The 24,119-nt window shown below is 73.6% G+C and carries 25 protein-coding genes and 1 pseudogene; 9 read left to right on the top strand and 17 right to left on the bottom strand.

The features are described 5' to 3' along the window. The 3 genes from GFJ45_RS08655 to GFJ45_RS08645 all read right to left on the bottom strand — a co-directional run. On the bottom strand, positions 1 to 1,296 hold a 1,296-nt coding region (locus GFJ45_RS08655), incomplete at its 3' end, for a DNA polymerase III subunit gamma and tau (RefSeq protein ID WP_153396215.1). Positions 1,297 to 1,362: 66 nt separating this feature from the next. Continuing rightward, positions 1,363 to 3,597 (bottom strand): HelD family protein, encoded by a 2,235-nt coding sequence (locus GFJ45_RS08650; RefSeq protein WP_153396212.1) that lies wholly within the window; start codon positions 3,595 to 3,597, stop codon positions 1,363 to 1,365. Positions 3,598 to 3,663: 66 nt separating this feature from the next. Beyond that, positions 3,664 to 4,635 (bottom strand): helix-turn-helix transcriptional regulator, encoded by a 972-nt coding sequence (locus GFJ45_RS08645; protein ID WP_153396210.1) that lies wholly within the window; start codon positions 4,633 to 4,635, stop codon positions 3,664 to 3,666. Positions 4,636 to 4,877: 242 nt separating this feature from the next. On the opposite strand from GFJ45_RS08645, the gene purD reads away from it, so the two are divergent. Genes purD through purL form a run of 5 tightly spaced genes read left to right on the top strand, consistent with a single transcriptional unit; the run spans position 4,878 to position 10,348 of the window. Continuing rightward, complete coding sequence (gene purD, locus GFJ45_RS08640) at positions 4,878 to 6,143, top strand: phosphoribosylamine--glycine ligase (protein ID WP_153396208.1); 1,266 nt, start codon at positions 4,878 to 4,880, stop codon at positions 6,141 to 6,143. A 4-nt stretch (positions 6,144 to 6,147) separates the two neighbouring features. Then, positions 6,148 to 7,098 carry a phosphoribosylaminoimidazolesuccinocarboxamide synthase gene (locus tag GFJ45_RS08635; RefSeq protein WP_153396206.1) on the top strand — a complete coding sequence of 317 codons (951 nt, stop codon included), beginning with the start codon at positions 6,148 to 6,150 and terminating at the stop codon, positions 7,096 to 7,098. Positions 7,099 to 7,128: 30 nt separating this feature from the next. Next, positions 7,129 to 7,383, top strand: a complete 255-nt coding sequence (gene purS / locus GFJ45_RS08630) for a phosphoribosylformylglycinamidine synthase subunit PurS (protein ID WP_153396204.1) — start codon at positions 7,129 to 7,131, stop codon at positions 7,381 to 7,383. Further along, positions 7,380 to 8,060 (top strand): phosphoribosylformylglycinamidine synthase subunit PurQ, encoded by a 681-nt coding sequence (gene purQ, locus GFJ45_RS08625; RefSeq protein WP_153396202.1) that lies wholly within the window; start codon positions 7,380 to 7,382, stop codon positions 8,058 to 8,060. The genes purS and purQ overlap by 4 nt, the downstream gene beginning before the upstream one ends. Then, positions 8,057 to 10,348, top strand: a complete 2,292-nt coding sequence (gene purL / locus GFJ45_RS08620) for a phosphoribosylformylglycinamidine synthase subunit PurL (RefSeq protein WP_153396200.1) — start codon at positions 8,057 to 8,059, stop codon at positions 10,346 to 10,348. Before purQ ends, purL begins: the two co-directional genes overlap by 4 nt. A 4-nt stretch (positions 10,349 to 10,352) precedes the next feature. Here the strand turns inward: purL and GFJ45_RS08615 are convergent, their stop codons facing one another. The 4 genes from GFJ45_RS08615 to GFJ45_RS08600 all read right to left on the bottom strand — a co-directional run bounded on the left by GFJ45_RS08615 (position 10,353) and on the right by GFJ45_RS08600 (position 13,372). After that, the gene (locus GFJ45_RS08615) at positions 10,353 to 10,829 is read right to left on the bottom strand and encodes a pyridoxamine 5'-phosphate oxidase family protein (protein WP_153396198.1); all 477 of its coding nucleotides are present in this window, start codon (positions 10,827 to 10,829) and stop codon (positions 10,353 to 10,355) included. Between the two features lie 60 nt (positions 10,830 to 10,889). Then, a complete protein-coding gene (locus tag GFJ45_RS08610; protein ID WP_153396196.1) occupies positions 10,890 to 11,726 on the bottom strand; it encodes an ABC transporter permease in 837 nt (278 codons plus the stop codon). Next, complete coding sequence (locus GFJ45_RS08605; protein ID WP_153396194.1) at positions 11,723 to 12,772, bottom strand: ATP-binding cassette domain-containing protein; 1,050 nt, start codon at positions 12,770 to 12,772, stop codon at positions 11,723 to 11,725. The genes GFJ45_RS08610 and GFJ45_RS08605 overlap by 4 nt, the downstream gene beginning before the upstream one ends. Before the next feature lie 126 nt (positions 12,773 to 12,898). After that, entirely contained in the window at positions 12,899 to 13,372 is a 474-nt protein-coding gene (locus GFJ45_RS08600; RefSeq protein ID WP_153396192.1) for a hypothetical protein, read from the bottom strand. Between the two features lie 94 nt (positions 13,373 to 13,466). On the opposite strand from GFJ45_RS08600, the gene GFJ45_RS08595 reads away from it, so the two are divergent. After that, positions 13,467 to 14,087 (top strand): TetR/AcrR family transcriptional regulator, encoded by a 621-nt coding sequence (locus GFJ45_RS08595; protein WP_194288589.1) that lies wholly within the window; start codon positions 13,467 to 13,469, stop codon positions 14,085 to 14,087. Here GFJ45_RS08595 and GFJ45_RS08590 read toward each other — a convergent pair. From GFJ45_RS08590 to GFJ45_RS08555, 9 genes are all read right to left on the bottom strand, one after another. Further along, positions 14,069 to 15,355 (bottom strand): adenylosuccinate synthase, encoded by a 1,287-nt coding sequence (locus tag GFJ45_RS08590; RefSeq protein ID WP_153396188.1) that lies wholly within the window; start codon positions 15,353 to 15,355, stop codon positions 14,069 to 14,071. The genes GFJ45_RS08595 and GFJ45_RS08590 overlap by 19 nt on opposite strands. 63 nt (positions 15,356 to 15,418) lie before the next feature. Beyond that, positions 15,419 to 16,390, bottom strand: a complete 972-nt coding sequence (locus GFJ45_RS08585) for a helix-turn-helix domain-containing protein (RefSeq protein ID WP_153396186.1) — start codon at positions 16,388 to 16,390, stop codon at positions 15,419 to 15,421. A gap of 191 nt (positions 16,391 to 16,581) precedes the next feature. Then, positions 16,582 to 16,992: a DUF3151 domain-containing protein gene (locus tag GFJ45_RS08580; protein ID WP_153396184.1), complete on the bottom strand. Its 411-nt coding sequence runs from the start codon at positions 16,990 to 16,992 to the stop codon at positions 16,582 to 16,584. Continuing rightward, on the bottom strand, positions 16,989 to 18,017 hold the full coding sequence (fbaA, locus tag GFJ45_RS08575) for a class II fructose-bisphosphate aldolase (RefSeq protein WP_153396182.1): 1,029 nt from the start codon (positions 18,015 to 18,017) through the stop codon (positions 16,989 to 16,991). The genes GFJ45_RS08580 and fbaA overlap by 4 nt, the downstream gene beginning before the upstream one ends. A gap of 20 nt (positions 18,018 to 18,037) precedes the next feature. After that, a complete protein-coding gene (locus GFJ45_RS08570; RefSeq protein WP_153396180.1) occupies positions 18,038 to 18,796 on the bottom strand; it encodes an energy-coupling factor ABC transporter ATP-binding protein in 759 nt (252 codons plus the stop codon). Next, positions 18,793 to 19,554 carry a cobalt ECF transporter T component CbiQ gene (cbiQ, locus tag GFJ45_RS08565; protein WP_153396178.1) on the bottom strand — a complete coding sequence of 254 codons (762 nt, stop codon included), beginning with the start codon at positions 19,552 to 19,554 and terminating at the stop codon, positions 18,793 to 18,795. The genes GFJ45_RS08570 and cbiQ overlap by 4 nt, the downstream gene beginning before the upstream one ends. 3 nt (positions 19,555 to 19,557) lie before the next feature. Continuing rightward, positions 19,558 to 19,884, bottom strand: a complete 327-nt coding sequence (locus tag GFJ45_RS16770; protein ID WP_228386731.1) for a PDGLE domain-containing protein — start codon at positions 19,882 to 19,884, stop codon at positions 19,558 to 19,560. Then, on the bottom strand, positions 19,881 to 20,588 hold the full coding sequence (locus GFJ45_RS08560; protein WP_228386729.1) for an energy-coupling factor ABC transporter permease: 708 nt from the start codon (positions 20,586 to 20,588) through the stop codon (positions 19,881 to 19,883). Before GFJ45_RS08560 ends, GFJ45_RS16770 begins: the two co-directional genes overlap by 4 nt. Positions 20,589 to 20,607: 19 nt before the next feature. Then, positions 20,608 to 21,249 carry a TrmH family RNA methyltransferase gene (locus GFJ45_RS08555; protein ID WP_228386728.1) on the bottom strand — a complete coding sequence of 214 codons (642 nt, stop codon included), beginning with the start codon at positions 21,247 to 21,249 and terminating at the stop codon, positions 20,608 to 20,610. 101 nt (positions 21,250 to 21,350) lie between these two features. Here GFJ45_RS08555 and arfC point away from each other — a divergent pair, with 101 nt between their 5' ends. After that, complete coding sequence (gene arfC, locus GFJ45_RS08550) at positions 21,351 to 22,280, top strand: channel accessory protein ArfC, sunset domain variant (RefSeq protein ID WP_153396174.1); 930 nt, start codon at positions 21,351 to 21,353, stop codon at positions 22,278 to 22,280. Between the two features lie 16 nt (positions 22,281 to 22,296). Further along, positions 22,297 to 23,229, top strand: a complete 933-nt coding sequence (locus GFJ45_RS08545; protein ID WP_153396171.1) for an LLM class F420-dependent oxidoreductase — start codon at positions 22,297 to 22,299, stop codon at positions 23,227 to 23,229. A gap of 7 nt (positions 23,230 to 23,236) precedes the next feature. On the opposite strand, the gene pyrE is transcribed toward GFJ45_RS08545, so the two are convergent. Next, entirely contained in the window at positions 23,237 to 23,788 is a 552-nt protein-coding gene (gene pyrE / locus GFJ45_RS08540) for an orotate phosphoribosyltransferase (RefSeq protein ID WP_153396169.1), read from the bottom strand. Between the two features lie 87 nt (positions 23,789 to 23,875). On the opposite strand from pyrE, the pseudogene GFJ45_RS08535 reads away from it, so the two are divergent. Next, positions 23,876 to 24,119, top strand: a pseudogene (locus GFJ45_RS08535) (heavy metal translocating P-type ATPase); the annotation flags it as partial.

Below are 24,119 nucleotides of genomic sequence, written 5' to 3'. Positions count from 1 at the left end.
GCTGCACCGGCAGCCCCGAGGGCATGCCCGGCACGTAGAGCAGCAGCAGGCCGAGGGTGAGCACGACGGCGACCGCGGCTCCGGCGACCGCGGCTCCGGCGACTGCTGCGGCTGCGGCTGCGGCGGTGACGGGGCGCCGCTGGCGAGCCGTCGCTCGAGCCGCTCCAACCGGGTGGCGTAGCCCTGCTCCCCCGCGGCACCGGGCAGCAGCAGCCGGGCGCCGATCAGCTCCAGGTGGGTGCGGGCCGAGACCACACCGGTCATCTCGGCCAGGCCGCGGCTGACCACGTCGGCGCAGCGGGTGAGGTCGGCAGGGGTGTAGCCGGCGGCCTGTTGCCGCAGCCGGGTCACCTGGTCGTCGGGCAGTCCCCGCAGCAGCCCACCGGTGCGCTCTCCGACCGCGGTGACGACGATGAGGTCGCGGTAGCGCTCGAGCAGGTCCTCGACGAACCGGCGCGGGTCATGGCCGGACTCGACCACCTTGTTGACCTGGGTGAAGACGCTGGCCCCGTCCCCGGCGGCGACCGCGGTCACCACGGCATCCAGCAGCTCGAGGTCGGTGAAGCCCAGCAGCGCCGCGGTGCGCTCGTAGGTCAGCCCCTCCTCGCCGGCCCCGGCGATCAGCTGGTCGAGGACCGACATCGAGTCCCGGACCGAGCCGCCGCCGGCGCGGGTGACGAACGAGAGCACGCCCGGCTCCAGGGCGACGCCCTCGTCCTGGCACACCTGCTCCAGGTAGGCGGTGAGCCGCTGCGGCGGCACCAGGTGGAACGGGTAGTGGTGGGTGCGCGAGCGGATGGTGGGCAGCACCTTCTCCGGCTCGGTCGTGGCGAAGATGAACTTCACGTGCTCCGGCGGCTCCTCCACCACCTTGAGCAGCGCGTTGAAGCCCTGGTTGGTCACCATGTGGGCCTCGTCGATGATGTAGACCTTGAACCGCGCGACCGCTGGGCCGAACGCGGCCCGCTCACGCAGGTCGCGCGCGTCGTCGACACCGCCGTGGCTGGCCGCGTCGATCTCGATGACGTCGACCGAGCCGGGCCCGCTGCGGGCCAGCGCCACGCACGACTCACAGACCCCGCACGGCTCGGGCGTCGGTCCCTGCTCGCAGTTGAGGCAGCGGGCCAGGATGCGCGCACTCGTGGTCTTGCCACAGCCCCGGGGACCACTGAACAGGTAGGCGTGGTGCACCCGGCCGCTGCGCAGTGCCTGCACCAGCGGCTCGGTGACGTGCTCCTGGCCGATCACGTCGGCGAACGTCTCCGGCCGGTAGCGGCGGTACAGCGCGGTGCTCACGCACCCGACCCTAATGGTCCCCGCCGACGCTCCACGCGGGTCGTCCGCAGCCCGGCACGCGTCCCCTCACGGCACCCGGAGCACGTGCATCCGGTGCGCCGCGCGGGTCAACGCCACGTAGAGCACGCGGGGACCGCCCGGGGACTCGGCGACGATCCCGTCCGGGTCCACGACGACGGTGGCGTCCCACTCCAGCCCCTTGCTGGACAGCGGGTCGACCAGCACCGCCCGCCCCTCGTGTGCCCCGGCCAGATCCTGCAGCGTGGCGCGGTGGCGGGCTGGGGTGATGACGGCCAGCGAACCCTCGACCTCGGCGGCCACGGCCGCCAGCGCCTCCCGGGTGGTGGCCAACAGGTCGGTGGCGGTGTGCTCGACGGGCTCGACGCCGGTCTCGCGGACCGCGCGGGGGATGTCTGCGTCCGGCACGTGCTCCCGGATGAGCCGGGCGGCGTAGCCGAAGATCTCGCGGGCGTTGCGGTAGTTCGTGTCCATGTGGAAGGTGCGCCGCGGCGCGCTGCCGAACGCCTCCTCGCGCGCCCGGTGCGCCTCCTCCGCGCCGGGCCAGGAGCTCTGCGCGGCGTCGCCCACGACCGTCCAGGAGGCGGTCCGGCCACGCCGGCCCACCATCCGCCACTGCATCGGCGAGAGGTCCTGCGCCTCGTCGACCAGCACGTGGGCGTACTCCTGGGCCACGCCGACCCGGCCGGCCAGCAGCCGCTCCCGCGGGTCGCGGGAGAGGCGCTGCGAGCCGACCGGCTGCGCCACGGCGCTGCCGCCGTCGGGATCGCCGCGGTCACCACCGAGCCGCAGCGCGCTCACGCCGTACTGGCTGGCGTCGTCCAGCTCCTCGACCTCGTAGAAGCCGCGTTCCTCCTGCGGCAGGTCCTGCACCGGCCCGGTCCGCGTGACGACCTCGTCCACCAGGGCGGCGTCGGCGACGCTCCAGGTGCCCGACTCCAGCGCCCGCTGCAGCGAGGCGCTGAGGACGCGAACCTCCTCGGCCGTCAGCACGCCGCGGGCGGCCTCGGCCGCCACCTGCTCGTCGGCCAGCCACAACACCACCTCGCGCGGGTCCAGCGGGCGCCACCAGCGGCGGGCGAAGGCCTCGACGTCGCGGGAGTCCACGAAGACGTCGACGAACTGCTCCCGCTCCTCCTGGGCACCGGCGCCGACCTGCGCCCACGCCTCGTCGGCGAGCGCCTGCACGGCGGCGTCGTAGCCGCTGTTGCGCTGGTGGTGGCGCCACACCCGGGCGCTCACCCGCGCCAGCACCGCCGCGTCCAGCCGGATCGCGTGGCCCTGCACGAAGACCCGCAGCTCCTCGGGGGCGTCGGGCACCGGCCGGCGCATCGCGCGGTCCAGCACCCGCCGCATCCGCAGCGAGCCCTTGACGGCCGCGGCGGCCGGGTCGTCGTAGCGGCTGCCGCTCACCCCGGGGACGAACCCGCCGAGCGAGCGCAGCGTGACCGACTCCTCCCCCAGCGAGGGCAGCACCCGCTCGATGTAGGAGGTGTAGGCGGCCGAGGGCCCGACGACGAGCACGCCACCGGCCTCGTAGCGGCGCCGGTCGGAGTAGAGCAGGTAGGCGGCGCGGTGGAGCGCGACCACCGTCTTCCCGGTCCCCGGGCCACCGGTGATCTCGGTGACACCGCGGGCGGGGGCGCGGATGGCCTGGTCCTGGTGCTGCTGGATGGTGGCGACGATGTCGCGCATCTGCTGCCCGCGGCTGCGGGTCAGCGCGGCCATCAGGGCGCCGTCACCGACGACCACCAGGTCCTCGGGCGCCTCGGGCACCATCAGGTCGTCCTCCACCCCGATGACCTGCTCGCCGCGGCAGCGCAGCACCCGGCGACGCAGCACGCCGCGCGGCTCGGCGGGAGTGGCCTGGTAGAACGGTGCGGCCGCGGGCGCGCGCCAGTCGATCACCAGCGGCTCGTAGTCGTCGTCGCGCACCCCGAGCCGGCCGACGTAGCGGACCTCCCGGTCCGGCGAGCCGTCGCCGCCGTGGTCCAGGTCCAGGCGCCCGAAGACCAGCCCTTCGTGCTCGTGCTGCAGCGAGGCGCGACGCCGCGAGGCGCTGTGCACCAGCGCGTCCCGCTCGAAGAGGCCGGACAGCTCCTCCTCCCGGGGGTCGCCGGTGCCGGGGCGGTCGGTCCGCCCCCGGGCCATCCCCTCGGCATGGACCAGCTCGGCCCGGGCGGCCGCCTTGGTCAGCTCCTGGTAGACCCGGTCGACGTGGGCCTGCTCGCGGGCGATCTCCGCGGCCGCACGGTCCTGCGTGGTTGTGCTCACCAACACCATCCTCTGTGGCCGGCTCGCGCGCCCCTCACGGCAGGGCGCGGGTCGGACCACATTACCGGTCCGCGGTCACAGCCAGCCGCGCCGGGCGGCCTGCACGCCGGCCTGGAACCTGGTCGTGGCGCCCAGCCGGTCCATCAGCGTGCGCACCCGCCGCTCCACGGTGCGTACCGAGATCGCGGTGTGCCGGGCGATGACCTGGTCAGAGGCGCCCGCCGCCAGCAGCTCCAGCACCCGGCGGTCCCGGCCGGCGAGCTCCTCGGCGTCGTCGGTCCCGGGCACGACCGGGGTGGCGAACGTGTAGGCGTACTCGAACGCCGCCGTCAGGGCACTGACCGGCGCAGACCGCCGTGCCACGAACGACCCCTGCCCGCCCTCGTCGTGCCGGGTGAGGTCCAGCACCGAGACGGTCCCGTCGCTGATGAGCAGCGAGCACATCAGTCCCGTCGTGACGCGCACCCGCTGCACCGACGACGGGCAGGCCCGCAGCCGCGCGATGACGTCCGGCTCGCGCATGAGCGCCCCCTCCAGGACGCAGCGCAGCGCGGGGCCCGAGCCGTCCAGCCGGTCCGGCCGCTCGGACGCCAGCCACTCCCGGGAGGCGGGCGAGCCGTCCAGCATCACCAGCAGCTCCGACCGCGCCAGCCCCTCCACCGAGCGCAGCCCGTGCACGACCTCGGCCCGGCCGGAGATCATCTCCATGCCGGCGGGCGTGTCCTGCGGGCCCGCGCGCCGGGCCTGCCGCCACAGCGCGCCCAGCTCGGCGGCCGAGTTGCGCGAGCTGTGCGCCCGGTGCTCCAGCACGTCGGCCAGCCGGCCCAGCGCGATCTCCGGCGGCTGGACCGACCACCGCCCCGGGGCGGAGGACTCGACCAGCCCGCGGGCCGCCAGCTCCTGGCCGGCCTGCTCGACGTCCTCGGCGTCGTAGCCCTCCTCCACCAGTGCGGCGGTGGTGGGGGTGCCCAGCCGGATCATCGCCATGTAGAGGCGGGAGAGAAAGTCCTCGTAGGCCATCCCGTACAGCTCCTGGACCGGCGGCATGACTGCCTCCTCGTGTCGGGTCGCCGACACTGACAGTAACCCGCCATCGCTCAACGTGACAGGAGTCGCCGGGTCGTGTCACAGTAGATCCACCGGCTTCGGCCGGCCGCGGGGAATGTGTGAGCCACCAGTGAACCCCCCCTAGCTGGACGGCCCTGCCCCGTGAGCGTGGCCCTCCTGGGAGAACGACCCCCCTGCCTCCCAGGAGGGCCACGACCTTGTTCTGAGTAGGGTGAGGGTCCGTGAGAGTCCTCGTCATCGGTTCCGGTGCCCGCGAGCACGCCCTGGTCCGCTGCCTCTCCCGGGACCCAGGGGTGGCAGAGGTCCTGGCGGCTCCGGGGAACCCCGGCATGGCCGCCGAGGACGGGGCCCGCTGCGTACCCCTCGACCGGCTCACCGACGGCGCGGCGGTGGCCGGCCTTGCGGCCGACCTCGGTGCTGACCTGGTCGTGGTCGGGCCCGAGGCGCCGCTGGTGGCCGGCGTGGCCGACGCGGTGCGGGACCGGGGCATCGGCTGCGTCGGACCCTCGGCCGAGGCGGCCCGGCTGGAAGGCAGCAAGGCGTTCGCCAAGGAGGTGATGGCCGCCGCCGCGGTGCCGACCGCCCGCTCTCAGGTCTGCACCGACGCGGCCCAGCTCCGCGACGCCCTGGACGCGATCGGCGCGCCGTTCGTGGTCAAGGACGACGGCCTGGCCGCCGGCAAGGGGGTCGTGGTGACCGAGTCGCTGCCGGAGGCGCTCGAGCACGGGCTGGCCTGCCTGTCCCGCGGTGGCGACCAGTCGCGCGTCGTGGTCGAGGAGTACCTCGACGGGCCGGAGGTCTCGCTGTTTTGCCTCACCGACGGCCGGACGGTGCTGCCGCTGGCGCCGGCGCAGGACTTCAAGCGCGCCCTCGACGGTGACGCTGGCCCCAACACCGGCGGGATGGGCGCCTACAGCCCGCTGCCCTGGGCGCCCGCCGAGCTGGTCGAGGAGGTGCTGCAGCGCATCGCCCGCCCGACCGTGGCCGAGATGGCCCGCCGCGGCGCCCCGTTCAGCGGCGTGCTCTACGTCGGGCTGGCGCTGACCTCGCGGGGCCCACGGGTCGTGGAGTTCAACGCCCGGTTCGGTGACCCGGAGACCCAGGTGGTGCTGGCCCGGCTGCGGACCCCCCTCGGCACGGTGCTGCAGGCGCTGGCCGAGGACCGGCTGGAGCAGGTCGAGCTGCAGTGGTCGCCGCACGCCGCGGTGACCGTCGTCCTCGCGGCCCCGGGGTACCCGTCCTCGACCCGGACCGGCGGCGAGGTCACCGGCCTGGCGGAGGCGGCCGCCGTCCCCGGCGTGCACGTGCTGCACGCGGGCACCCGGGCGGAGAGCGGCCGGGTGGTGGCCGCCGGCGGCCGGGTGCTGTCGGTGGTCGCCGAGGGCGAGGACCTGGCCGCGGCGCGGGAGCGGGCCTACCAGGCGGTGGGACGGCTGCGGCTGGAGGGCGGCCACTACCGCTCCGACATCGCCAGCGCGGCAGGATGAGGGCATGAGAGATCACGTGCTCGTCCACGCCGGCAAGGTCCGCGAGCTGTACGCGCCACTGGACCCGGGCACCGGCCTGCCCGACGAGACCCGGCTGCTGTTGGTGGCCACCGACCGGGTCTCGGCCTACGACCACGTGCTGGAGCGGCCGGTTCCCGACAAGGGAGCGGTGCTGACACAGCTGTCGCTGTGGTGGTTCGAGCGGCTGGCTGACCTGGTGCCCCACCACGTGCTGTCGACCGAGGTGCCCGAGGAGGTGGCCGGCCGGGCCGTCCACGTGCGGCGGCTGCGGATGCTGCCGGTGGAGTGCATCGCCCGCGGTTACCTGACCGGCGGCGGCCTCGAGGAGTACCGCCGCGCCGGGACGGTGAGCGGGGTGCGGCTGCCGGAGGGACTGCAGGACGGCTCCCGGCTGCCGGAGCCGGTGTTCACCCCCACGACCAAGGCACCAGCCGGCGAGCACGACCGGCCCATGACGTTCGCCGAGACGGTGGAGCTGCTGGGGCCGCGGCTGGCGGAGCGGGTGGGCGACCTCACCGTTGCCCTGTTGCAGCGCGGCCATGACGTGGCCGCCGAGCGCGGGATCCTCATCGCCGACACCAAGGTGGAGTTCGGGATCGACCCCGGGGCGCTCGGGCTCGGCTACGAGGACGAGCTCGACTGGCGGGACGTGGACCCCGACCAGGTGCCGGTAGTCCTCGCTGATGAGGTGCTCACACCGGACTCCTCCCGGTTCTGGCGGGCCGCCGAGTGGGAGCCGGGCCGCCCGCAGATTTCCTACGACAAGCAGGTCCTGCGCGACTGGCTGGCCTCGCCGGAGAGCGGCTGGGACCGCCGGGGTGACGCGCCGCCGCCGCCGTTGCCGGACGAGGTGGTCGAACTGACGCGGGCGCGCTACGTCGAGGCCTACGAGGCGCTGACCGGGCAGCGGTTCGACCCACGTAGGATCGGGTAGTACCGCCCCCCCACCAGGAGTCGCACCGCCATGGGCACCGTGATCGTCGACGTCATGCCGAAACCCGAGATTCTCGACCCGCAGGGGCAGGCCGTTGGCCACGCGCTGGGCAAGCTGGGGATCGACGGGTTCACCGAGGTCCGGCAGGGCAAGAGGTTCGCCCTCTCGGTCGACGGGGAGGTGACCGAGGAGGCGCTGGCCCGGGCCCGGGAGGCGGCCGAGCGGCTACTGAGCAACCCCGTGATCGAGGACGTCGTCTCGGTGCGAGCGGAGGCGGACGCGTGAGGATCGGCGTCGTCACCTTCCCGGGTTCGCTGGACGACGGGGACGCCCAGCGCGCGGTGCGGCTGGCCGGTGGCGAGCCGGTCCCGCTCTGGCACGCCGACAGCGGTGACACCCTCCTGCACGGGCTCGACGGCGTCATCCTCCCCGGCGGGTTCTCCTACGGGGACTACCTGCGGTGCGGGGCGATCGCCCGGTTCTCGCCGGTGATGGGGGCGATCATCCCGGCCGCGCAGGCCGGGCTGCCCGTGCTGGGCATCTGCAACGGCTTCCAGGTGCTGTGCGAGTCCCACCTGCTGCCCGGTGCGCTGGTGCGCAACGACCACCAGCAGTTCCTCTGCCGCGACCAGCTGTTGCGGATCGAGCGCACCGACACCGCCTGGACCAGCGACTTCACGCCGGGGCAGGAGGTGCTGATCGCGCTGAAGAACGGCGAGGGCGGCTACGTCGCCGACGAGGCCACGCTGGATGAGCTGGAGGCCGAGGGCCGGGTCGTGGCGCGCTACCTGGAGGTCAACCCGAACGGGTCCCGCCGTGACATCGCCGGGGTGAGCAACGCCCGCGGCAACGTCGTCGGCCTGATGCCGCACCCCGAGCACTGCGTCGAGGCCGGGTTCGGTCCCTCCCTGGACGGGCTGCCGTTCTTCACCTCGGTGCTGCGCCAGGCGGTGCTGGCGTGACCGCCGTCCACGTCGACACCGTCGCCGCCGCGAGCGGTGACCCCGACCGGGAGCAGCCGTGGGCCGAGCTGGGTCTCCGGGCCGACGAGTACGCCCGGATCCGGGAGATCCTGGGCCGGCGGCCCACCAGCTCCGAGCTGGCCATGTACTCGGTCATGTGGTCCGAGCACTGCTCGTACAAGTCCTCCAAGGTGCACCTGCGCCAGTTCGGTGAGAAGACCACCGACCAGATGCGCGAGCAGCTGCTCGTCGGCATCGGCGAGAACGCCGGCGTCGTCGACATCGGCGAGGGCTGGGCGGTCACCTTCAAGATCGAGAGCCACAACCACCCCAGCTACGTTGAGCCCTACCAGGGCGCCGCCACCGGCGTCGGCGGCATCGTCCGCGACATCATGAGCATGGGCGCGAGGCCGCTGGCGGTGATGGACCCGCTGCGGTTCGGCGCGCTGGACCACCCGGACACCGCCCGGGTGCTGCCCGGCGTGGTCGCCGGCATCGGCGGCTACGGGAACTGCCTGGGACTGCCCAACATCGGTGGGGAGGTCGTCTTCGACAGCTGCTACCAGGGCAACCCCCTGGTCAACGCGCTGTGCGTGGGGGCGCTGCGCGCCGAGGACATCCACCTGGCCAAGGCCTCCGGCACCGGCAACAAGGTGGTGCTGTTCGGCGCGCGCACCGGGGGTGACGGCATCGGCGGGGTCTCGGTGCTGGCCTCGGAGACGTTCGAGGACGCCGGCCCGAGCAAGCGGCCCTCGGTGCAGGTCGGCGACCCGTTCGCCGAGAAGGTGCTCATCGAGTGCAGTCTGGAGCTGTACGCGGCCGGCGTCGTCGACGGTATCCAGGACCTGGGCGGCGCGGGGCTGAGCTGCGCGACCAGCGAGCTGGCCTCCAACGGCGACGGCGGCATGCGGGTACAGCTGGACCGGGTGCCGCTGCGGGACTCCTCCCTCACCCCGGAGGAGATCCTGATGTCGGAGTCCCAGGAGCGGATGATGGCGATCGTGCGCCCGGAGCACCTCGAGGGGTTCCTGGCGATCACCGACCGCTGGGAGGTCGAGGCCACCGTGCTGGGCGAGGTGACCGACGGCGACCACCTGCAGGTGTACTGGCACGACGACCTGGTCGTGGACGTGCCGCCACGGTCGGTGGCCCACGACGGCCCCGTCTACGAGCGGCCGCTGGCCCGCCCCGGCTACCTGGACGAGCTCCAGGCCCACAACACGCGTGTGCTGCCGCGGCCGGTGGGCGGGCCGGGGCTCCGGGAGGACCTGCTCGCGCTGCTCGGCTCGCCGGACGGCTGCGACCTGAGCTGGGTGACCCAGCAGTACGACCGCTACGTGCGCGGCAACACCGCCCGTGCCATGCCGGACGACGCCGGCGTCGTGCGCGTGGACGAGGAGACCGGCCGCGGGGTGGCGCTGGCCACCGACTGCAACGGACGGTTCGCCAAGCTCGACCCCTACGCCGGCGCGCAGCTGGCGCTGGCCGAGGCCTACCGCAACGTCGCCACCACCGGCGCCCGACCGCTGGCGGTCTCCGACTGCCTCAACTTCGGCTCCCCCGAGGACCCGGGCGTGATGTGGCAGTTCGCCCAGGCGGTGACCGGCCTGGCCGACGGGTGCCAGCAGCTGGGCGTGCCGGTGACCGGCGGCAACGTCTCCTTCTACAACCAGACCGGTGACACCGCGATCCACCCCACCCCGGTCGTGGCCGTGCTGGGTGTCGTCGACGACGTCGCCGACACCAACGGCTCCGGCTGGTCGCTGCCCGGCCAGTCGCTCTACCTGCTCGGCCGCACCCGCGAGGAGCTGGACGGCTCCGCGTGGGCCCACGTCGTGCACGCCCACCTGGGCGGCCGCCCGCCGCGGGTCGACCTCGCCGCCGAGGAGCGGCTCGCCGGCACCCTGCTGGCGGCCAGCCGCGCCGGGCTGGTGCACAGCGCCCACGACCTGTCGGCCGGCGGCCTGGCCGTCGCGCTGGCCGAGGGCGTGCTGCGGCACGACATCGGGGCCACCGTGTCATTGGCCGGGCTGCGGGAGCGGGACGGCGTCGACGACTTCGCCGCGCTGTTCAGCGAGTCCACCGCCCGGGTGCTGGTCGCGGTGCCGCCGGAGCACGCGGAGGCGTTCGAGGAGCTGTGCGCCGCGGAGGGCCAGGAGGTCCTCGCGCTCGGGACCACCGGGAGTGAGGGCCCGGAGTCGCTGGTGGTCGAGGGCGCCTTCCAGGTTTCCGCGGCCGAGCTGCGCACCGCCCACAGCGGCGTCATCGAGGCGGCGCTGGCCTCCTGAGCCGCTACCCGGGGAAGGTGAACCGGGTGCAGTCGCGCGGGAACTCGGTCCACGCCAGCACCTGAGCCGGGACGACCACGCGCAGGCCGCCGCCGTGCTCACCCGACCAGGAGTCCGGGCCGGGGGCGTAGCCGGCGTCGTGGTACTTGGTGAAGGCCTCCGCGAGCCGGGCGCCCAGACCGTCGGCGTCGGCGCGCGTCGCGTGTGACTGGCCCTCAACGATGACCGCCTCCGCCCCGCTCTCCAGGGTCACCGTCACCGCCGGGTTCTGCTCGGCGTTGCGGGCGTGCCGGGTAGTCGGCGCGCCGTCGTAGTAGAACCGGCCGTCCACCCAGACGCCCCAGCGCGGCACGGCGTGCGGGCGACCGTCCGGGCGCACGCTGCCGAGCCAGTAGTGGCGGGACTCCCGTAGCCGCCGCTCCACCTCCTCCCACGGGAGCAGGTCGTCGGCGGTCTCCGGCAGGCCGTAGCCCTCCGGCATCCTCGGACGGTCGGCTCTGGGTCGGCTCGCCTTCGGGGTCACCTCCGCGACGCTACCCGGTCAGGACTTCCGGTTGTAGACGTACATCGTCAACGGCCCGAACACCGCCACCAGCGCCCCCGACATCACCAGCACGGTCGCGACCGCGCCCATGTCCGGGCTGCCGTCCATGAAGCCGCGGGTGGCGTCGACCAGGTGAGTCACCGGGTTGACGGTCACCACGCCCTGCAGCCACCCGGGCATGGACTCCTTCGGCACGAACACGTTGGAGATGAAGGTCAGCGGGAACAGCACCGTCATCGAGACGCCCATCACCGACTCCGGCGTCCGCAGCCGCAACCCGAGCAGGGTCCACAGCCAGCTGAGGCTGAAGCAGAACGCCAGCAGCAGCAGCACCGCCAGCACCACCCCGGTCACCCCACCCGGCGCCCGGTAGCCCATCAGCAGCGAGACGCCCAGGATCACCACTGAGGCCATCGTGTAGCGCAGCGTGTCGCCGAGCAACGCCCCCACCAGCAGCGAGGGCCGCCAGACCGGCAGTGCCCGGATCCGGTCGAAGACCCCCTTCTGGATGTCGTTGTTGATCGTCATCGCGGTGTACATGGTGATCATCACCACCGTCTGCACCAGGATGCCCGGCACCACGTACGGCAGGTAGCCGTCCGGGGAGCCCATGATCGCGCCGCCGAAGACATAGGTGAACATCAGGATGAACATCAGCGGGAACATGGTCACGTCCAGCAGCTGCTCCGGGACGTGCTTGATCTTCAGCAGCGCCCGCCACCCGAACGTGAGCGACGTCGACACGCCGCCCGCACCGGCCGGGGCGTCCCCGCTGCCGACGGCGGCCGCGACCTTCTCGTCATAGCTGGGACGGGGCGACGTCGTCACGCTCATCGCACCGGCACCTCCTTCTGCTCATCGGCCCCGGCGTCCTCCGACGCGGTGGGTGTCTCGCTCTCCTCCGTGGAGTGACCCGTGAGAGCCAGGAATACCTCGTCCAGGTTGGGCTGGCCCATCGAGTACTCGGCCACGCCGATCCCGCGCCCGGTGAGGTCGAGCAGCGCCGCCGGCACGTCCGAGGGGTCCTCGAGCCGGAACGACAGCGCGTACGGGTCCGAGCTCAGCGAGGCCTCGGTGCCGAACCGCGCCGCCAGCAGGTCAGCGGCGGTGGTCCGCTGGCCGGCGTCGGCCACCCGCAGGTGGAACGCTCCGGACCCGACCGAGGCCTTGAGCTCGCCACTGGTGCCCTCGGCGATGATCCGGCCGTGGTCGATCACCGTGATCCGGTCGGCCAGCTGGTCGGCCTCCTCCAGGTACTGGGTGGTCAGCACGACAGTGGTGCCGGCGGCCACGAGCGCCCGCACGATGGCCCAGACCTGGTTGCGGCTGCGCGGGTCCAGCCCGGTGGTGGGCTCGTCGAGGAACATCAGCTGCGGCCGCACCACGATGCTGCCGGCGATGTCGATCCGCCGGCGCATGCCCCCGGAGTAGCGCTTGACCTGCCGGCCGGCGGCCTCGGAGAGGTCGAACGCCTCCAGCAGCTCGTGGGCACGCTCCTTCGCCCGCTGCCGGCTGAACCCGTAGAGCCGACCCAGCAGCACCAGGTTCTCCTGACCGGTCAGGTCCTCGTCCAGAGAGGCGAACTGCCCCGTCATCGACACCAGCGAGCGCACCCGCGCGGGTTCGGCGACCACGTCGTGCCCGAGCACCCGTGCGGTGCCGCCGTCCGGCCTGATCAGCGTGGCCAGCACCCGGATGGCCGTCGTCTTGCCGGCCCCGTTCGGCCCCAGGACGGCGTGCACCCCGCCCTGCCCGATGCTGAGGTCGATGCCGTCGACGGCGCGGTTGTCCCCGAACGTCTTCACCAGCCCGACGGTCTCGACCGCGAGCTGCCCTTCCCCACCCGGTCGTCGCCCTGCTGGCTGCGAGTCCTGCAGCATGTCGGCCGTCCCTTCGCTCTGGTCCTGCGTCGTCTGTCGTATCGGACCCACGGGACGCGCAGAACTCATCGACAGCGGCAACAGCCGGGGGTCACGACTTCATCCCGGCCCCGCGGCCGGCCGCGGTCAGCCCGCCGCCACCAGGTCCACGCCCGCCACGGCCAGCACGCCGAACAGCACTCCCCACACGATGATCGACACCACCTGCCAGGCGATGACCTTCTCCTTCGCCGCGCCGAAGGAGACCATCATGCCCGCGGTGATCTGGCTGGGCAGCACGGTCTGACCCAGCAGGCTGACACCGGCGATGCCGTACCGGTCGAACATGCGGCGCAGCCGCTGCCGGCGCGGGGAGAGCGGCGCACTGGGCTCACCGACGAGCCGCCGACGGACGGCGTGCGCCCCGGTGACCACCGCGACCATCGAGACGACGTTGCCGATGATGGCCGCCGCGATCGCCACGACCGGGGTGATGCCCGCGAGCACGCCGAGCACCGAGCCGAAGTAGGACTCGACGAACGGGAGGGCGGACACCGCGATCACACCGAGCCACTGCAGCCACAGCGGCAACCCGGTGATGAACTCCTGCAACGACTCCATCGCTGACGACCCCCTGCGGTTGACCGGACGCCACCAGCCTAGCACGATGTGCTAGTACATCGTGCTAGGCAGCAACGCGGGCGGAGGTGGTGAGGTGCCGGACCGGCGGCGGGAGATCCTCGAGGCCGCGCACGCCCTGCTCGCCGAGAAGGGCGAGCACGGACGGACTGGGCTGAGCGTGCGCGAGGTCGCGGCGCGGGCCGGCATCGGAGCCAGCACGCTGCGCCACTACTTCCCGAGCCAGGGCGCCCTCTACGAGGCAGTGGTGGTCGACGCCTTCCATGCCCAGGTCAGTGACCTGCGCATCGCCGACGCCACCGTGCCGGCCGGCGAGCGGCTCGCCGAGTGCCTGCAGCAGTTCCTGCCCCCGGACGAGGAGGCGCGGCCGCAGCTGGCCGCCTGGCTGGCGATGTACGCGGTTGCGGCCGGCCCCGAGCAGAGCGGGCCGGCGCGCTCGCTGCTGACCACGCTGATCGCCCAGGGCCGCTCCCGGGTCGACGCCTGGCTCGCCTTGCTGCAGGAGCAGGGGGCACTGGCCGACACCGGCCGTGAGCACCTCACCACCCTGCTCACCAGCACCGTCGACGGGCTGTGCCTGGGGCTGCTGGCGCCCGGGAGCACGCTGTCGCTGGCCGAGGCCCGCGGCATGCTGCGCGAGGTCGTCGACGCGGTCGCGGTCCGGCGCGAGGGCGGGGCTCAGCCCAGCAGCGGGTAGCGCTGGATGGTGGCGTCACGGCCGGGACCGACTCCGATGGCCGAGACCCGGGCGCCGATCAGCTCCTCCAGGCGGAGCACGTAGCGCTGGGCGTTGTCGGGGAGCTCCTCGAAGGTGCGGCAGCCGGAGATGTCCTCCGCCCATCCCGGCAGCTCCTCGTAGACCGGCACGGCGTGGTGGAAGTCGGACTGGTTGACCGGCATCTCGTCATGCCGGGTGCCCTGCACGTCGTAGCCGACACAGACCGGCACCCGCTCCAGGCCGGTGAGCACGTCCAGCTTGGTGATGACGAAGTCGGTGATGCCGTTGACGCGCTGGGCGTAGCGGCCCACGACCGCGTCCACCCAGCCGCACCGGCGCGGGCGCCCGGTGGTGGTGCCGAACTCGGCGCCCTGGTTGCGGAGGAACTCGCCGTGCTCGTCGTCCAGCTCGGTGGGGAACGGCCCCTCCCCGACGCGCGTCGAGTAGGCCTTGAGGATGCCGACGACGCGGTCCACCCGGGTCGGGGGGACTCCGGAGCCGGTGCACGCACCGCCGGAGGTGGCGTTGGAGGAGGTGACGAACGGATAGGTGCCGTGGTCGACGTCGAGCAACGTCGCCTGGCCGGCCTCGAAGAGCACCGTCTCACCGCGGTCCAGCGCCTGGTTGAGGACCAGCGCCGTGTCGGTGACCATCGGCCTGACCCGCTCGGCGTGCCGCAACAGCTCAGCCATCACCTCCTCCACCTCGACCGCGCGGCGGTTGTAGATCTTGGCCAGCACCTGGTTCTTGAAGTCCAGCGCGGCGGTGACCTTCTGCCGCAGGATCGACTCGTCGTAGAGGTCCTGCACCCGCACGCCGACGCGGCTCATCTTGTCGGCGTAGGTCGGCCCGATGCCACGGCCGGTGGTGCCGAGCCTGCGCTTGCCGAGGAAGCGCTCGGTCACCTTGTCCAGCACCCGGTTGTAGGGCGGGATGACGTGCGCGTTCGCGCTCACCAGCAGCGAGGAGGTGTCGACCCCCCGGGCCTCCAGTCCGTCCAGCTCCTCGATCAGGACACCGAGGTCGACGACCACGCCGTTGGCGATGACGGGGGTGCAGCCGGGCGTGAGGATGCCGCTGGGCAGCAGGTGCAGGGCGTACTTCTCCTCCCCGATCACCACGGTGTGGCCGGCGTTGTTCCCGCCGTTGAACTTCACCACGTAGTCGACGCTGCTACCCAGCAGGTCGGTGGCCTTGCCCTTGCCTTCGTCGCCCCACTGGGCGCCGACCAGGACGATTGCAGGCATACCTTGGTCCTCAGGGTGAGAGGGGACGGACCGGGCAAGCCTACCCACAGCCCCCTGCGGGCCTCAGCCCTCGTCCAGCAGCCCCTGCCGCGCCACGGCCAGCCCGAGCTGGAACCGGGTGTCGACACCGTGCTGGTCCATCATCGCCGCGATCCGGCGGCGCACCGTGCGCAGGCTGGTGGAGGTGCGCCGGGCGATCCCCTCGTCCTTGACACCCATCGCCAGCAGCTCCAGCAGCTGCCGGTCCAGCTGCCCCGCCCGGGGCGGCAGCGCAGGCACGGCCCGGCTCCACAGCGCCTCAAAGAGGGCGATGAACAGGTGGGTCAGCCCCTGGTGCCGGACCAGCAGGAAGTCGGCCTCGACCCCGGCGCGCTCCTTGACCAGGGTGACACCGTCTCCGAAGATTAGGAACGCTCCGGGGACCCACTCCACGAAGCGCTGCAGCTCGCCGGTGCGTCGGCGCTGCTCGGCCAGGGCCGGCCACCATGGCTCGGACAGGATCGACAGCGGGAAGAGGCTGCGCTGCTCCCGTCCCTCCAGCAGCCCGGCGCGGCGGTCGCTCATCTCGTGCTCCCCCACCGGCCCAGCCGGCACGGTCTCCCGGCACTGCCGCACCGGCCCCTCGGTGGACCGTGCCAGGTACTCGGCCGTCGAGGCGACCTCGGCCCGGGGCACCTCCTCGACCAGCGGCGCCTCGGCCCCTCCCAGCAGCAGGCCGCGCCGGTAGTCCAGCTCGAAGCTCCCGATCGCCTCACGGAGGGTGAGCAGCTCGGCGCGCCGCTCGTCCAGCAACCGGTCCTCGTGATCCAGCAACCGGGCCAGGCCGGCGCGCGGGTCGTCGGCCCGGAGCAGCCCGTCCGGGGAGCGCCGGACCAGCCGGAGCACGGTCAGGTCGTCGAGCACGAGCATCGCGTGCTGCACGTCCCAGCCCAGCTCGGCGGCGTGCCGATCCAGCGGGGCAGGCCCGGTCCGCAGCACCCGCCGGTAGAGCGTCTCCGCGTCGTCGGAAAGCCGTAACCCTGGTTGACCATTCACCTATGACAGGTTAGTGCCAGTGGCAGACCAGTGTCAGCCCTGGCCGTGAGCATACGGCAAGATATCGGGTGCAGCCGTCCAGCAAACCGTCAGGGGACACGGGTAGGACGACAGGCAGGGGGGATGCGGCCGGTGCCGGCATCCCGCGGCGCGGGATACCGGCACCGGCCGCCTCCGTTGCTCCGCTCTGGTCAGCCCAGCAGCTGACGGGCGGCCTCCGGCGAGGAGCCGCGCAGGAAGTCGGCGCAGCGCCGCTGCTCCTCCTCCTCGCCGATGGCGCCGGCCGCGGCGCTGAGGGCTGCCAGCGCCCGCAGGAAGCCCCGGTTCGGCTCGTGCTCCCACGGCACCGGGCCCTGGCCGCGCCAGCCGGAGCGCCGCAACGCGTCCAGCCCGCGGTGGTAGCCGGTGCGGGCGAAGGCGTAGCCCTCCAGGTCGCGGCCGTCGGCGAGCGCCTGCTCGGCCAGCACCGCCCAGGCCAGGCTGGAGGCGGGGTAGCGGCTGGCCGCCTCCCGGGAGGTCTGCTCGCTCTCCTCGGCGAGCACCGCGGCGGCCGGGTCGTCGGGCAGCCGGGTCTCGGGCAGTCCCAGCAGGTTGTCAGTCACCGGTGCTTCCCCGCCGAGCGCAGTGCCTGGCAAGCCGTCACGACCCGCTCGGCCATGGCGGCCTCGGCCTCCTTGCCCCAGGCGCGGGGGTCGTACTGCTTCTTGTTGCCGACCTCGCCGTCGATCTTCAGCACGCCGTCGTAGTTGCGCATCATGTAGCCGGCCACCGAACGGGTGAAGGCGTACTGGGTGTCGGTGTCGAGGTTCATCTTCACGACCCCGTAGTCGACCGCGTCGGAGATCTCCTGGTCGGTGGAGCCGGAGCCGCCGTGGAAGACCAGGTCGAAGGGCCGAGCACCCTCCTGCAGCCCGTACTCCTGCGCGACCGCCTGCTGGGCCTTGAGCAGGATCTCGGGGCGCAGCTTGACGTTGCCCGGCTTGTAGACGCCGTGCACGTTGCCGAAGGTCAGCGCGGTCAGGTAGCGGCCGCGCTCGCCCAGCCCGAGCGCCTTGGCGGTGGCGAGGGCGTCGGCGTCGGTGGTGTAGAGCTTCTCGTTGATCTCGTTGGCGACGCCGTCCTCCTCCCCGCCCACGACGCCGATCTCGACCTCGAGGATGATCTTGGCGGCCGCGGCCTGGTCGAGCAGCTCCTCGGCGATCTGCAGGTTCTCCTCCAGCGGGGTGGCGGAGCCGTCCCACATGTGGGACTGGAAGAGCGGTTCCTGCCCGGCCTGGACCCGCTCCTGGGACGCCTGCAGCAGCGGCCGCACGAAGCCGTCCAGCTTGTCCTGCGGGCAGTGGTCGGTGTGCAGGGCGATGTTGACGTCGTACTTCTTGGCCACCTCGTGGGCGTAGGCGGCGAACCCCAGCGCGCCGGTGACCATGTTCTTGATGCTGGGGCCGGAGAGGTACTCCGCGCCGCCGGTGGAGACCTGGATGATGCCGTCGCTGCCGGCGTCGGCGAAGCCGCGCAGCGCCGCGTTGAGGGTCTGGCTGGAGGTGACGTTGATGGCCGGGTAGGCGAACGACTCCGCCTTGGCCCGGTCGATCATGTCGGCGTACACCTCATGCGTGGCGATGGGCATGGGACCTCCTCGATCGTCGGTCAGGGACCATGATGCTTCCACATCCTGGCCAGGTCGAACCCCACGGGCAGCTCCAGCCGGTGAGCGGCGAGCAGGTCGCTGTCGCCGAGGACCGCGGCGGTCGGCCCGTCGGCGACGACGACGCCGCCGGAGAGGATGACGGCCCGCTCGCACAGCTCGGCGGCGTAGGGCAGGTCGTGGGTGACCATGAGCACGGTGATGTCGAGCGAGCCCAGCACCACGGCCAGCTCCCGGCGGGAGGCCGGGTCCAGGTTGGAGGAGGGCTCGTCGAGCACCAGCACGTCGGGGCGCATCGCCAGCACGGTGGCGACCGCGACGCGGCGGCGCTGGCCGTAGCTGAGGTGATGTGGCGGCCGGTCGGCCACCTCGGTCATGCCGACCGCGGCGAGCGCCTCGGCGACGCGGGCGTCCAGCTCGGGGCCGCGCAGGCCGAGGTTGGCCGGTCCGAACGCGACGTCGTCGCGCACCGTCGGCATGAACAGCTGGTCGTCCGGGTCCTGGAACACCACGCCCACCCGGCGGCGCACCTCCGGGACGGTGTCCGGGGCGACCGGGAGCCCCGCGACCGTGACGCTGCCGCGGCCGGGCAGGTGGATGCCGTTGAGGTGCAGCACCAGGGTGGTCTTGCCGGCGCCGTTGGGCCCCAGCAGCGCTACCCGCTCCCCGCGCTCCACCCGCAGGTCGACGCCGTACAGCGCCTGCCGGCCGTCCGGGTAGGCGTAGGCCAGCCCGCGCACGTCCAGCACCGGAGCGCTCATGGCAGGACCGCCGCGGCCAGGACGAGGCCGGCCGCAGCGGGCAGTGCGACGGCGGCCGCCAGGTCCCGGCCCGTGACCGCGGCGGCTCCCAGCTGCGGGAGGCTGCCCTGGTAGCCGCGGGACAGCATCGCCAGGTGGACCCGCTCACCGCGCTCGTAGGACCGGATGAACAGCGCACCGGCGCTACGGGCGAGCACCCGCCAGGCGGCGGGGCCGCGCGCGGAGAAGCCGCGGCTGGCGCGGGCGGTGCGCATCCGGCTCATCTCCGCAGCGACCACCTCCAGGTAGCGCAGCATGAACGCCAGGATCTGGACCAGGGCCGGGGGCAGCCGGAGCCGCTGCAGGCCGGCGACCAGGCCCCTCGGCTCGGTGGTGGTGGCCAGCAGCAACGAGGCGGCGACGCCGAGGGTTCCCTTGGCCAGCAGCGTCCAGGCGCCCCACAGCCCGGCCTCGGACAGCGAGAACGGCCCGACCGGCACTCGCGGCCCGGTGGCGATGACCGGCATCAGCAGGGCGAACACCACGAACGGGACCTCGACCACCATCCGGACCAGCAGGTAGCCCGGCGGGACCCGGCTGACCACGACGGCGCCGGCCAGCAGCAGCGCGTAGCCGCCGAACGCCGCCACCTCGCGGGCCGGTGTGGCGACCACCACGATGACGAACGCCAGCAGCGCGAGCACCTTCAGGTGGGCCGGCAGCCGGTGGACGACCGAGTGCCCGTGGTAGTGGAGCAGGTGCCCGTGCGGGGCCCCCACGGGTCAGTCCTCGGTCCGGGCCGCGACGCCGCTGCCGCGGCGGCGCAGCAACCAGGCCAGGCCGAAGGCCAGCAGCCCGGTCACCACGACCCCGACCGTGCCGGCGACTGCTTCGGACCAGCCCTCCGGCAGTCCGGCGGTGCCGTAGTCGGCAAACGGCGAGCCGGCGGCCCCGTGCTCGGCCTCGGTGTCGGCGAAGCCGAGCTGCCCGGCGACGTGCTCCAGCCCGTCCGGGGTGGTGGCCGCCCACAGCGAGACGACGGCCGCCAGCAGCAGGCTGACCAGCAGGCCCACCGCAACCAAGGTGCGGGTCCCCACCCGGCCTCTCACGCGCCCACCTCCGCGCTGCTGCCGCTGCGCAGCTGCAGCTGCTGGTCCTCGGCGCGCCGGTAGCGGCGGGCGGCGTGCACCAGGTCGGGCCGCACCGCGAGGACGCTGGAGACGACCAGCGCCGTGATGACCCCCTCGCCGATGCCGATGACCAGGTGCCATCCGGTCATGACCGTGACCAGGGTGCCCAGGTCGACGGGGGCCTGCCCGCCGACCGCGAACAGGCCGACGAAGACCAGCGCCGCCGCGGGCACGGAGACCAGGCCGGCGACGGCCGCGACCGCGGGCAGGACGCTGCGGCGACGGGGCAGCAGCACCTGCAGCAGCCGGGTGACGCCCCAGGCGGCCGCGACCGCGGCGACACCCATGAGGGTGATGTTGGTGCCGAGGGCGGTGAGGCCGCCGTCGGCGAACAGCAGGGCCTGCACGAGCAGCACCACCGACAGGCAGAGCAGCGCCGTCCAGGGGCCCACCAGCAGCGCCGCCAGCGCGCCGCCCATGAGGTGCCCGGAGGTGCCGGCGCCGACGGGGAAGTTGATCATCTGCCCGGCGAAGACGAACACGGCGGTGAGGCCGGCCAGCGGGGCGGTGCGGTCATCGAGCTCGGTGCGCGCCCGGCGCAGCGCCAGGCCCACGGCACCAGCGGCCACCACGCCGGTCGCGACCGAGGTGGTCAGGTCCAGGAAGCCGTCGGGCACGTGCATGCTCCGACAATAGTGCACATCATTCGCATCTGTGGACGTGCTGGTGCACCCAGCTGTGCATCGCGATGGCCGCCGCCGCGCCGGCGTTGAGGGAGCGGGTCGAGCCGTACTGGGTGATGGCGAGCACCTGCTGGCAGGCGGCCAGCGCCGCCGCTGTCAGCCCCGGCCCCTCCTGCCCGAAGAGCAGCACGCACCGGCGCGGCAGCGCCACCTCCTCCAGCGGTCGGGCGCCGGGGACGTTGTCCAGGCCGACCAGCACCAGCTCCCGGTCGCGGCACCAGGCGGCCAGGGCCGCGACGTCGGGGTGGTGGTGCTCGTGCTGGTAGCGGTCGGTGACCATCGCGCCGCGGCGGTTCCAGCGGCGGCGACCGACGATGTGGAAGGCCGCGGCGTTGAACGCGTTGGCGGTCCGGATGACGGAGCCGATGTTGAAGTCGTGGCCCCAGTTCTCGACCGCGACGTGGAAGTCGTGCCGACGGGTGTCCAGGTCGGCGACGATCGCCTCGTGGCGCCAGTAGCGGTACCGGTCGGCGACGTTGCGCCGGTCGCCCTCGCGCAGCAGCTGCGGGTCCAGATGGCTCGGGAGCCGGCCGTCCTCCGCCACCGGCCACGGACCCGGCCACGCGCCGACGCCCACCTCCTCCCCCGGCTGCTCGCTCACCGGGCCATCGTCGCACCCCGTGGCCGGCGCCACCGATCCTGGATACGGTGGCTGCGAGCACCGCTGACCGGCGGTGACGCCCGAGACGGGAGGACGGACCCATGGACACCATGACCTGGCTCATCATCATCCTGGTCGTGCTCGTCATCGCCGCGGCCGCGTGGATGCTGCTGCGCCGCCCCGGCTCTGGCACCGACGGCGGCCGGGAGGAGGCCTCCGGGCTCGGCGCGGACGAGGACCGGGCGCGCACCGCGACCGGTGAGGGCGCGACGGACACCGCGACCGGGGCCCCACCGGCCGGCGCCGCGCCCACCACCCCGACCGCGCAGGAGGGCAGCGGTGAGGCGCCGTTCGACCAGGAGGCCCGCGAGGCGCCCGGGCACCAGGAGGCGACCTACACCGACACTGCCTCGGGCACCGAGGTCTCGGCCGAGGAGCAGGACCCGCACACGGCGCACCTGTCCGAGCCCACCTCCTCCGCGGGCGCCGCCGAGGGCACCGACGTCGGCCACCCCGGCCCCAGCAGCCAGCACCCCGGTGAGGCCAGCTACGTCGAGGAGCCGCTCGCTCCCGCCGGGCCGGACGCCCCGGAGGGCCACCCGGGCCGGGACAGCCAGGCACCGGTCACCGAGGAGGCGCCCGCCCCCGACCAGCCCGGCCACGCCCCGCACGAGACGCCCACCGAGCCCGCGCACCCGGCGGAGCCGCAGCAGCCGGTGGAACCGGCCCGGCCCAGCGAGCCGGTCGAGCCGGTCCAGCCGACCGAGCCGCAGCAGCCGGAGCCGGCCCACCCGGAGGAGCCGCGGACCGAGGCGGTGCCGCCGCCAGAGCCCTACGGGCCCGGGTCGGCGGCACCGGCGCCGGACGGGACCGGCCCCGCCGGCTGGGCGATCAAGGGCAACACCGGCTCGATGCTGTTCCACACTCCCGACTCGCCCTCCTACGAGGGGACCCTGGCCGAGGTGTGGTTCGAGTCCGAGGAGGCGGCCCGGGCCGCGGGCTTCGCCCACTGGGACCGCAAGCGCCGCTGAGCGCGGTTCCTGACGGATGGAGCTGCGCGTCTTCACCGAGCCTCAGCAGGGGGCCGCATACGACGACCAGCTGGCGATGGCCCGGGCGGCCGAGGATGCCGGCTTCGGCGGGTTCTTCCGCTCTGACCACTTCCTGGCGATGGGGGACCGCGCGGGCCTGCCCGGCCCGACCGACGCCTGGCTGACCCTGGCCGGGCTGGCGCGGGACACCTCTCGGATCCGGCTCGGCACCCTGGTCACCTCGGTGACCTTCCGTGCCCCGGGGCTGCTGGCGGTGCAGGTGGCCCAGGTCGACCAGATGAGCGGCGGCCGCGTCGAGTTCGGCGTCGGCGCCGGCTGGTTCGAGCAGGAGCACACCGCCCATGGCGTGCCCTTCCCCGGGCCGCGGGAGCGGATGGACCTGCTGGAGGACACCCTGGCCGTCGCCACCGGCATGTGGGTCACCCCGGAGGGGACGCGCTACAGCTATGAGGGCCGCCGGCTCGCCGTGCGCGACTCGCCCGCCCTGCCCAAGCCGGTCCAGCGGCCGTACCCGCCGGTGATCGTGGGCGGGATGGGGCCCAGGCGCACGCCGGCGCTGGCCGCCCGGTACGCCGACGAGTTCAACGTCGCCTTCCAGCCGGTCGCGGCGGTCGCGTCCCAGTTCGAGCGGGTGCGCGACGCCTGCCGGGCGCAGGGCCGCGACCCCGGCGAGCTGACCTGGTCGGTCGCGCTGACCGGCTGCGTCGGCAAGGACGACGCCGAGGTCGCCCGGCGCGCCGAGGCGATCGGGCGCGACGCCAGCAGGCTGCGCGAGGAGGGCCTGGCCGGCACGCCGGCCGAGGTCGTGGACCGGCTCGGACGGTGGCGCGAGCAGGCCGGCGTCGAGCGCTGCTACCTGCAGCTGCTGGACCTGTCCGACCTGGACCAGGTCGATCTGGTCGCCGGGGAGGTGCTGCCGCAGCTGTGAGCGCGGCTCAGCCGGTCGCGGGGAGGTCCAGCTCGTCGACGCGGTAGGCCGCCCGGTACTCCAGCCCCGCCTCGCGCAGCCGCTCCTCGGCGCCGCTGCCGCGGTCGGCGATGACGGCCACCGCGACCACGTCGGCACCGGCCTCCCGGCAGGCCTCGACGGCCGTCATCGGCGAGCCTCCGGTGGTGGAGGTGTCCTCGACGACCAGCACCCGACGGCCCCGCACCGGTGGACCCTCGATGCGCTGCTGCAGACCGTGGGACTTGGTGGACTTGCGCACCACGAACGCGTCCAGCCGGCTCCCGCGGGCGGCCGCGGCGTGCAGCATCGCGGCCGCCACCGGGTCGGCCCCCATGGTGAGCCCCCCGACCGCGTCCACCTCCAGGTCGGCGACCAGGTCGGTCATCACCTGGCCCACCAGCGGTGCCGCCTCGCCGTCCAGCGTGACGCGCCGCAGGTCGACGTAGTAGTCGGCCACCCGCCCGCTGGAGAGGGTGACCCGGCCGTGCACGACGGCCCTGTCCTTGATCAGCTCGAGCAACCGGTCGCGTACGTCCACGCTGCCGGAGACTACCGGAATAGGGCGCGGGGACACCGGGTTGCACCGATACCCCTCCGGGGTATCCGTCGCTGGGAGGAGCACACCATGGCACACGAGCACACCGACCAGGTCCAGCACACCGACCGCACCGAGCACCCCGAGTCGGGCGAGCACGACGCGGGCCACGCCGCCCACGGTGGGCACGCCGGCCATGGTGGCCACGAGGACCACGTGACCGTGTTCCGTCGGCTGTTCTGGGTGATGCTGGCGCTGGCGGTGCCGGTCACGCTCACCAGCGCCGGCTTCGCCGACCTGCTGGGCTACACCCTCCCGCAGCTGCCGGGGGTGG

This window comes from Ornithinicoccus halotolerans (assembly GCF_009602535.1).
Classification (GTDB): Bacteria; Actinomycetota; Actinomycetes; order Actinomycetales; family Dermatophilaceae; genus Ornithinicoccus; species Ornithinicoccus halotolerans.
The sequence above is the reverse complement of the archived record's forward strand: the minus strand, read 5'-3'. Positions and strand labels throughout refer to the sequence as shown.

What these genes read in the sequence shown, in the direction of transcription:
- arfC (WP_153396174.1), top strand. Translation starts at nt 21,351, where the DNA reads ATGGACACCATGACCTGGCTCATCATCATCCTGGTCGTGCTCGTCATC.
- GFJ45_RS08560 (WP_228386729.1), bottom strand. Translation starts at nt 20,588, where the DNA reads ATGCACGTGCCCGACGGCTTCCTGGACCTGACCACCTCGGTCGCGACC.
- GFJ45_RS08605 (WP_153396194.1), bottom strand. Translation starts at nt 12,772, where the DNA reads ATGCTGCAGGACTCGCAGCCAGCAGGGCGACGACCGGGTGGGGAAGGG.
- GFJ45_RS08570 (WP_153396180.1), bottom strand. Translation starts at nt 18,796, where the DNA reads ATGAGCGCTCCGGTGCTGGACGTGCGCGGGCTGGCCTACGCCTACCCG.
- GFJ45_RS08545 (WP_153396171.1), top strand. Translation starts at nt 22,297, where the DNA reads ATGGAGCTGCGCGTCTTCACCGAGCCTCAGCAGGGGGCCGCATACGAC.
- GFJ45_RS08610 (WP_153396196.1), bottom strand. Translation starts at nt 11,726, where the DNA reads ATGAGCGTGACGACGTCGCCCCGTCCCAGCTATGACGAGAAGGTCGCG.
- GFJ45_RS08645 (WP_153396210.1), bottom strand. Translation starts at nt 4,635, where the DNA reads ATGCCGCCGGTCCAGGAGCTGTACGGGATGGCCTACGAGGACTTTCTC.
- purS (WP_153396204.1), top strand. Translation starts at nt 7,129, where the DNA reads ATGGGCACCGTGATCGTCGACGTCATGCCGAAACCCGAGATTCTCGAC.
- GFJ45_RS08650 (WP_153396212.1), bottom strand. Translation starts at nt 3,597, where the DNA reads ATGGTGTTGGTGAGCACAACCACGCAGGACCGTGCGGCCGCGGAGATC.
- GFJ45_RS08600 (WP_153396192.1), bottom strand. Translation starts at nt 13,372, where the DNA reads ATGGAGTCGTTGCAGGAGTTCATCACCGGGTTGCCGCTGTGGCTGCAG.
- fbaA (WP_153396182.1), bottom strand. Translation starts at nt 18,017, where the DNA reads ATGCCCATCGCCACGCATGAGGTGTACGCCGACATGATCGACCGGGCC.
- GFJ45_RS08590 (WP_153396188.1), bottom strand. Translation starts at nt 15,355, where the DNA reads ATGCCTGCAATCGTCCTGGTCGGCGCCCAGTGGGGCGACGAAGGCAAG.
- GFJ45_RS08615 (WP_153396198.1), bottom strand. Translation starts at nt 10,829, where the DNA reads ATGCCGGAGGGCTACGGCCTGCCGGAGACCGCCGACGACCTGCTCCCG.
- GFJ45_RS08635 (WP_153396206.1), top strand. Translation starts at nt 6,148, where the DNA reads ATGAGAGATCACGTGCTCGTCCACGCCGGCAAGGTCCGCGAGCTGTAC.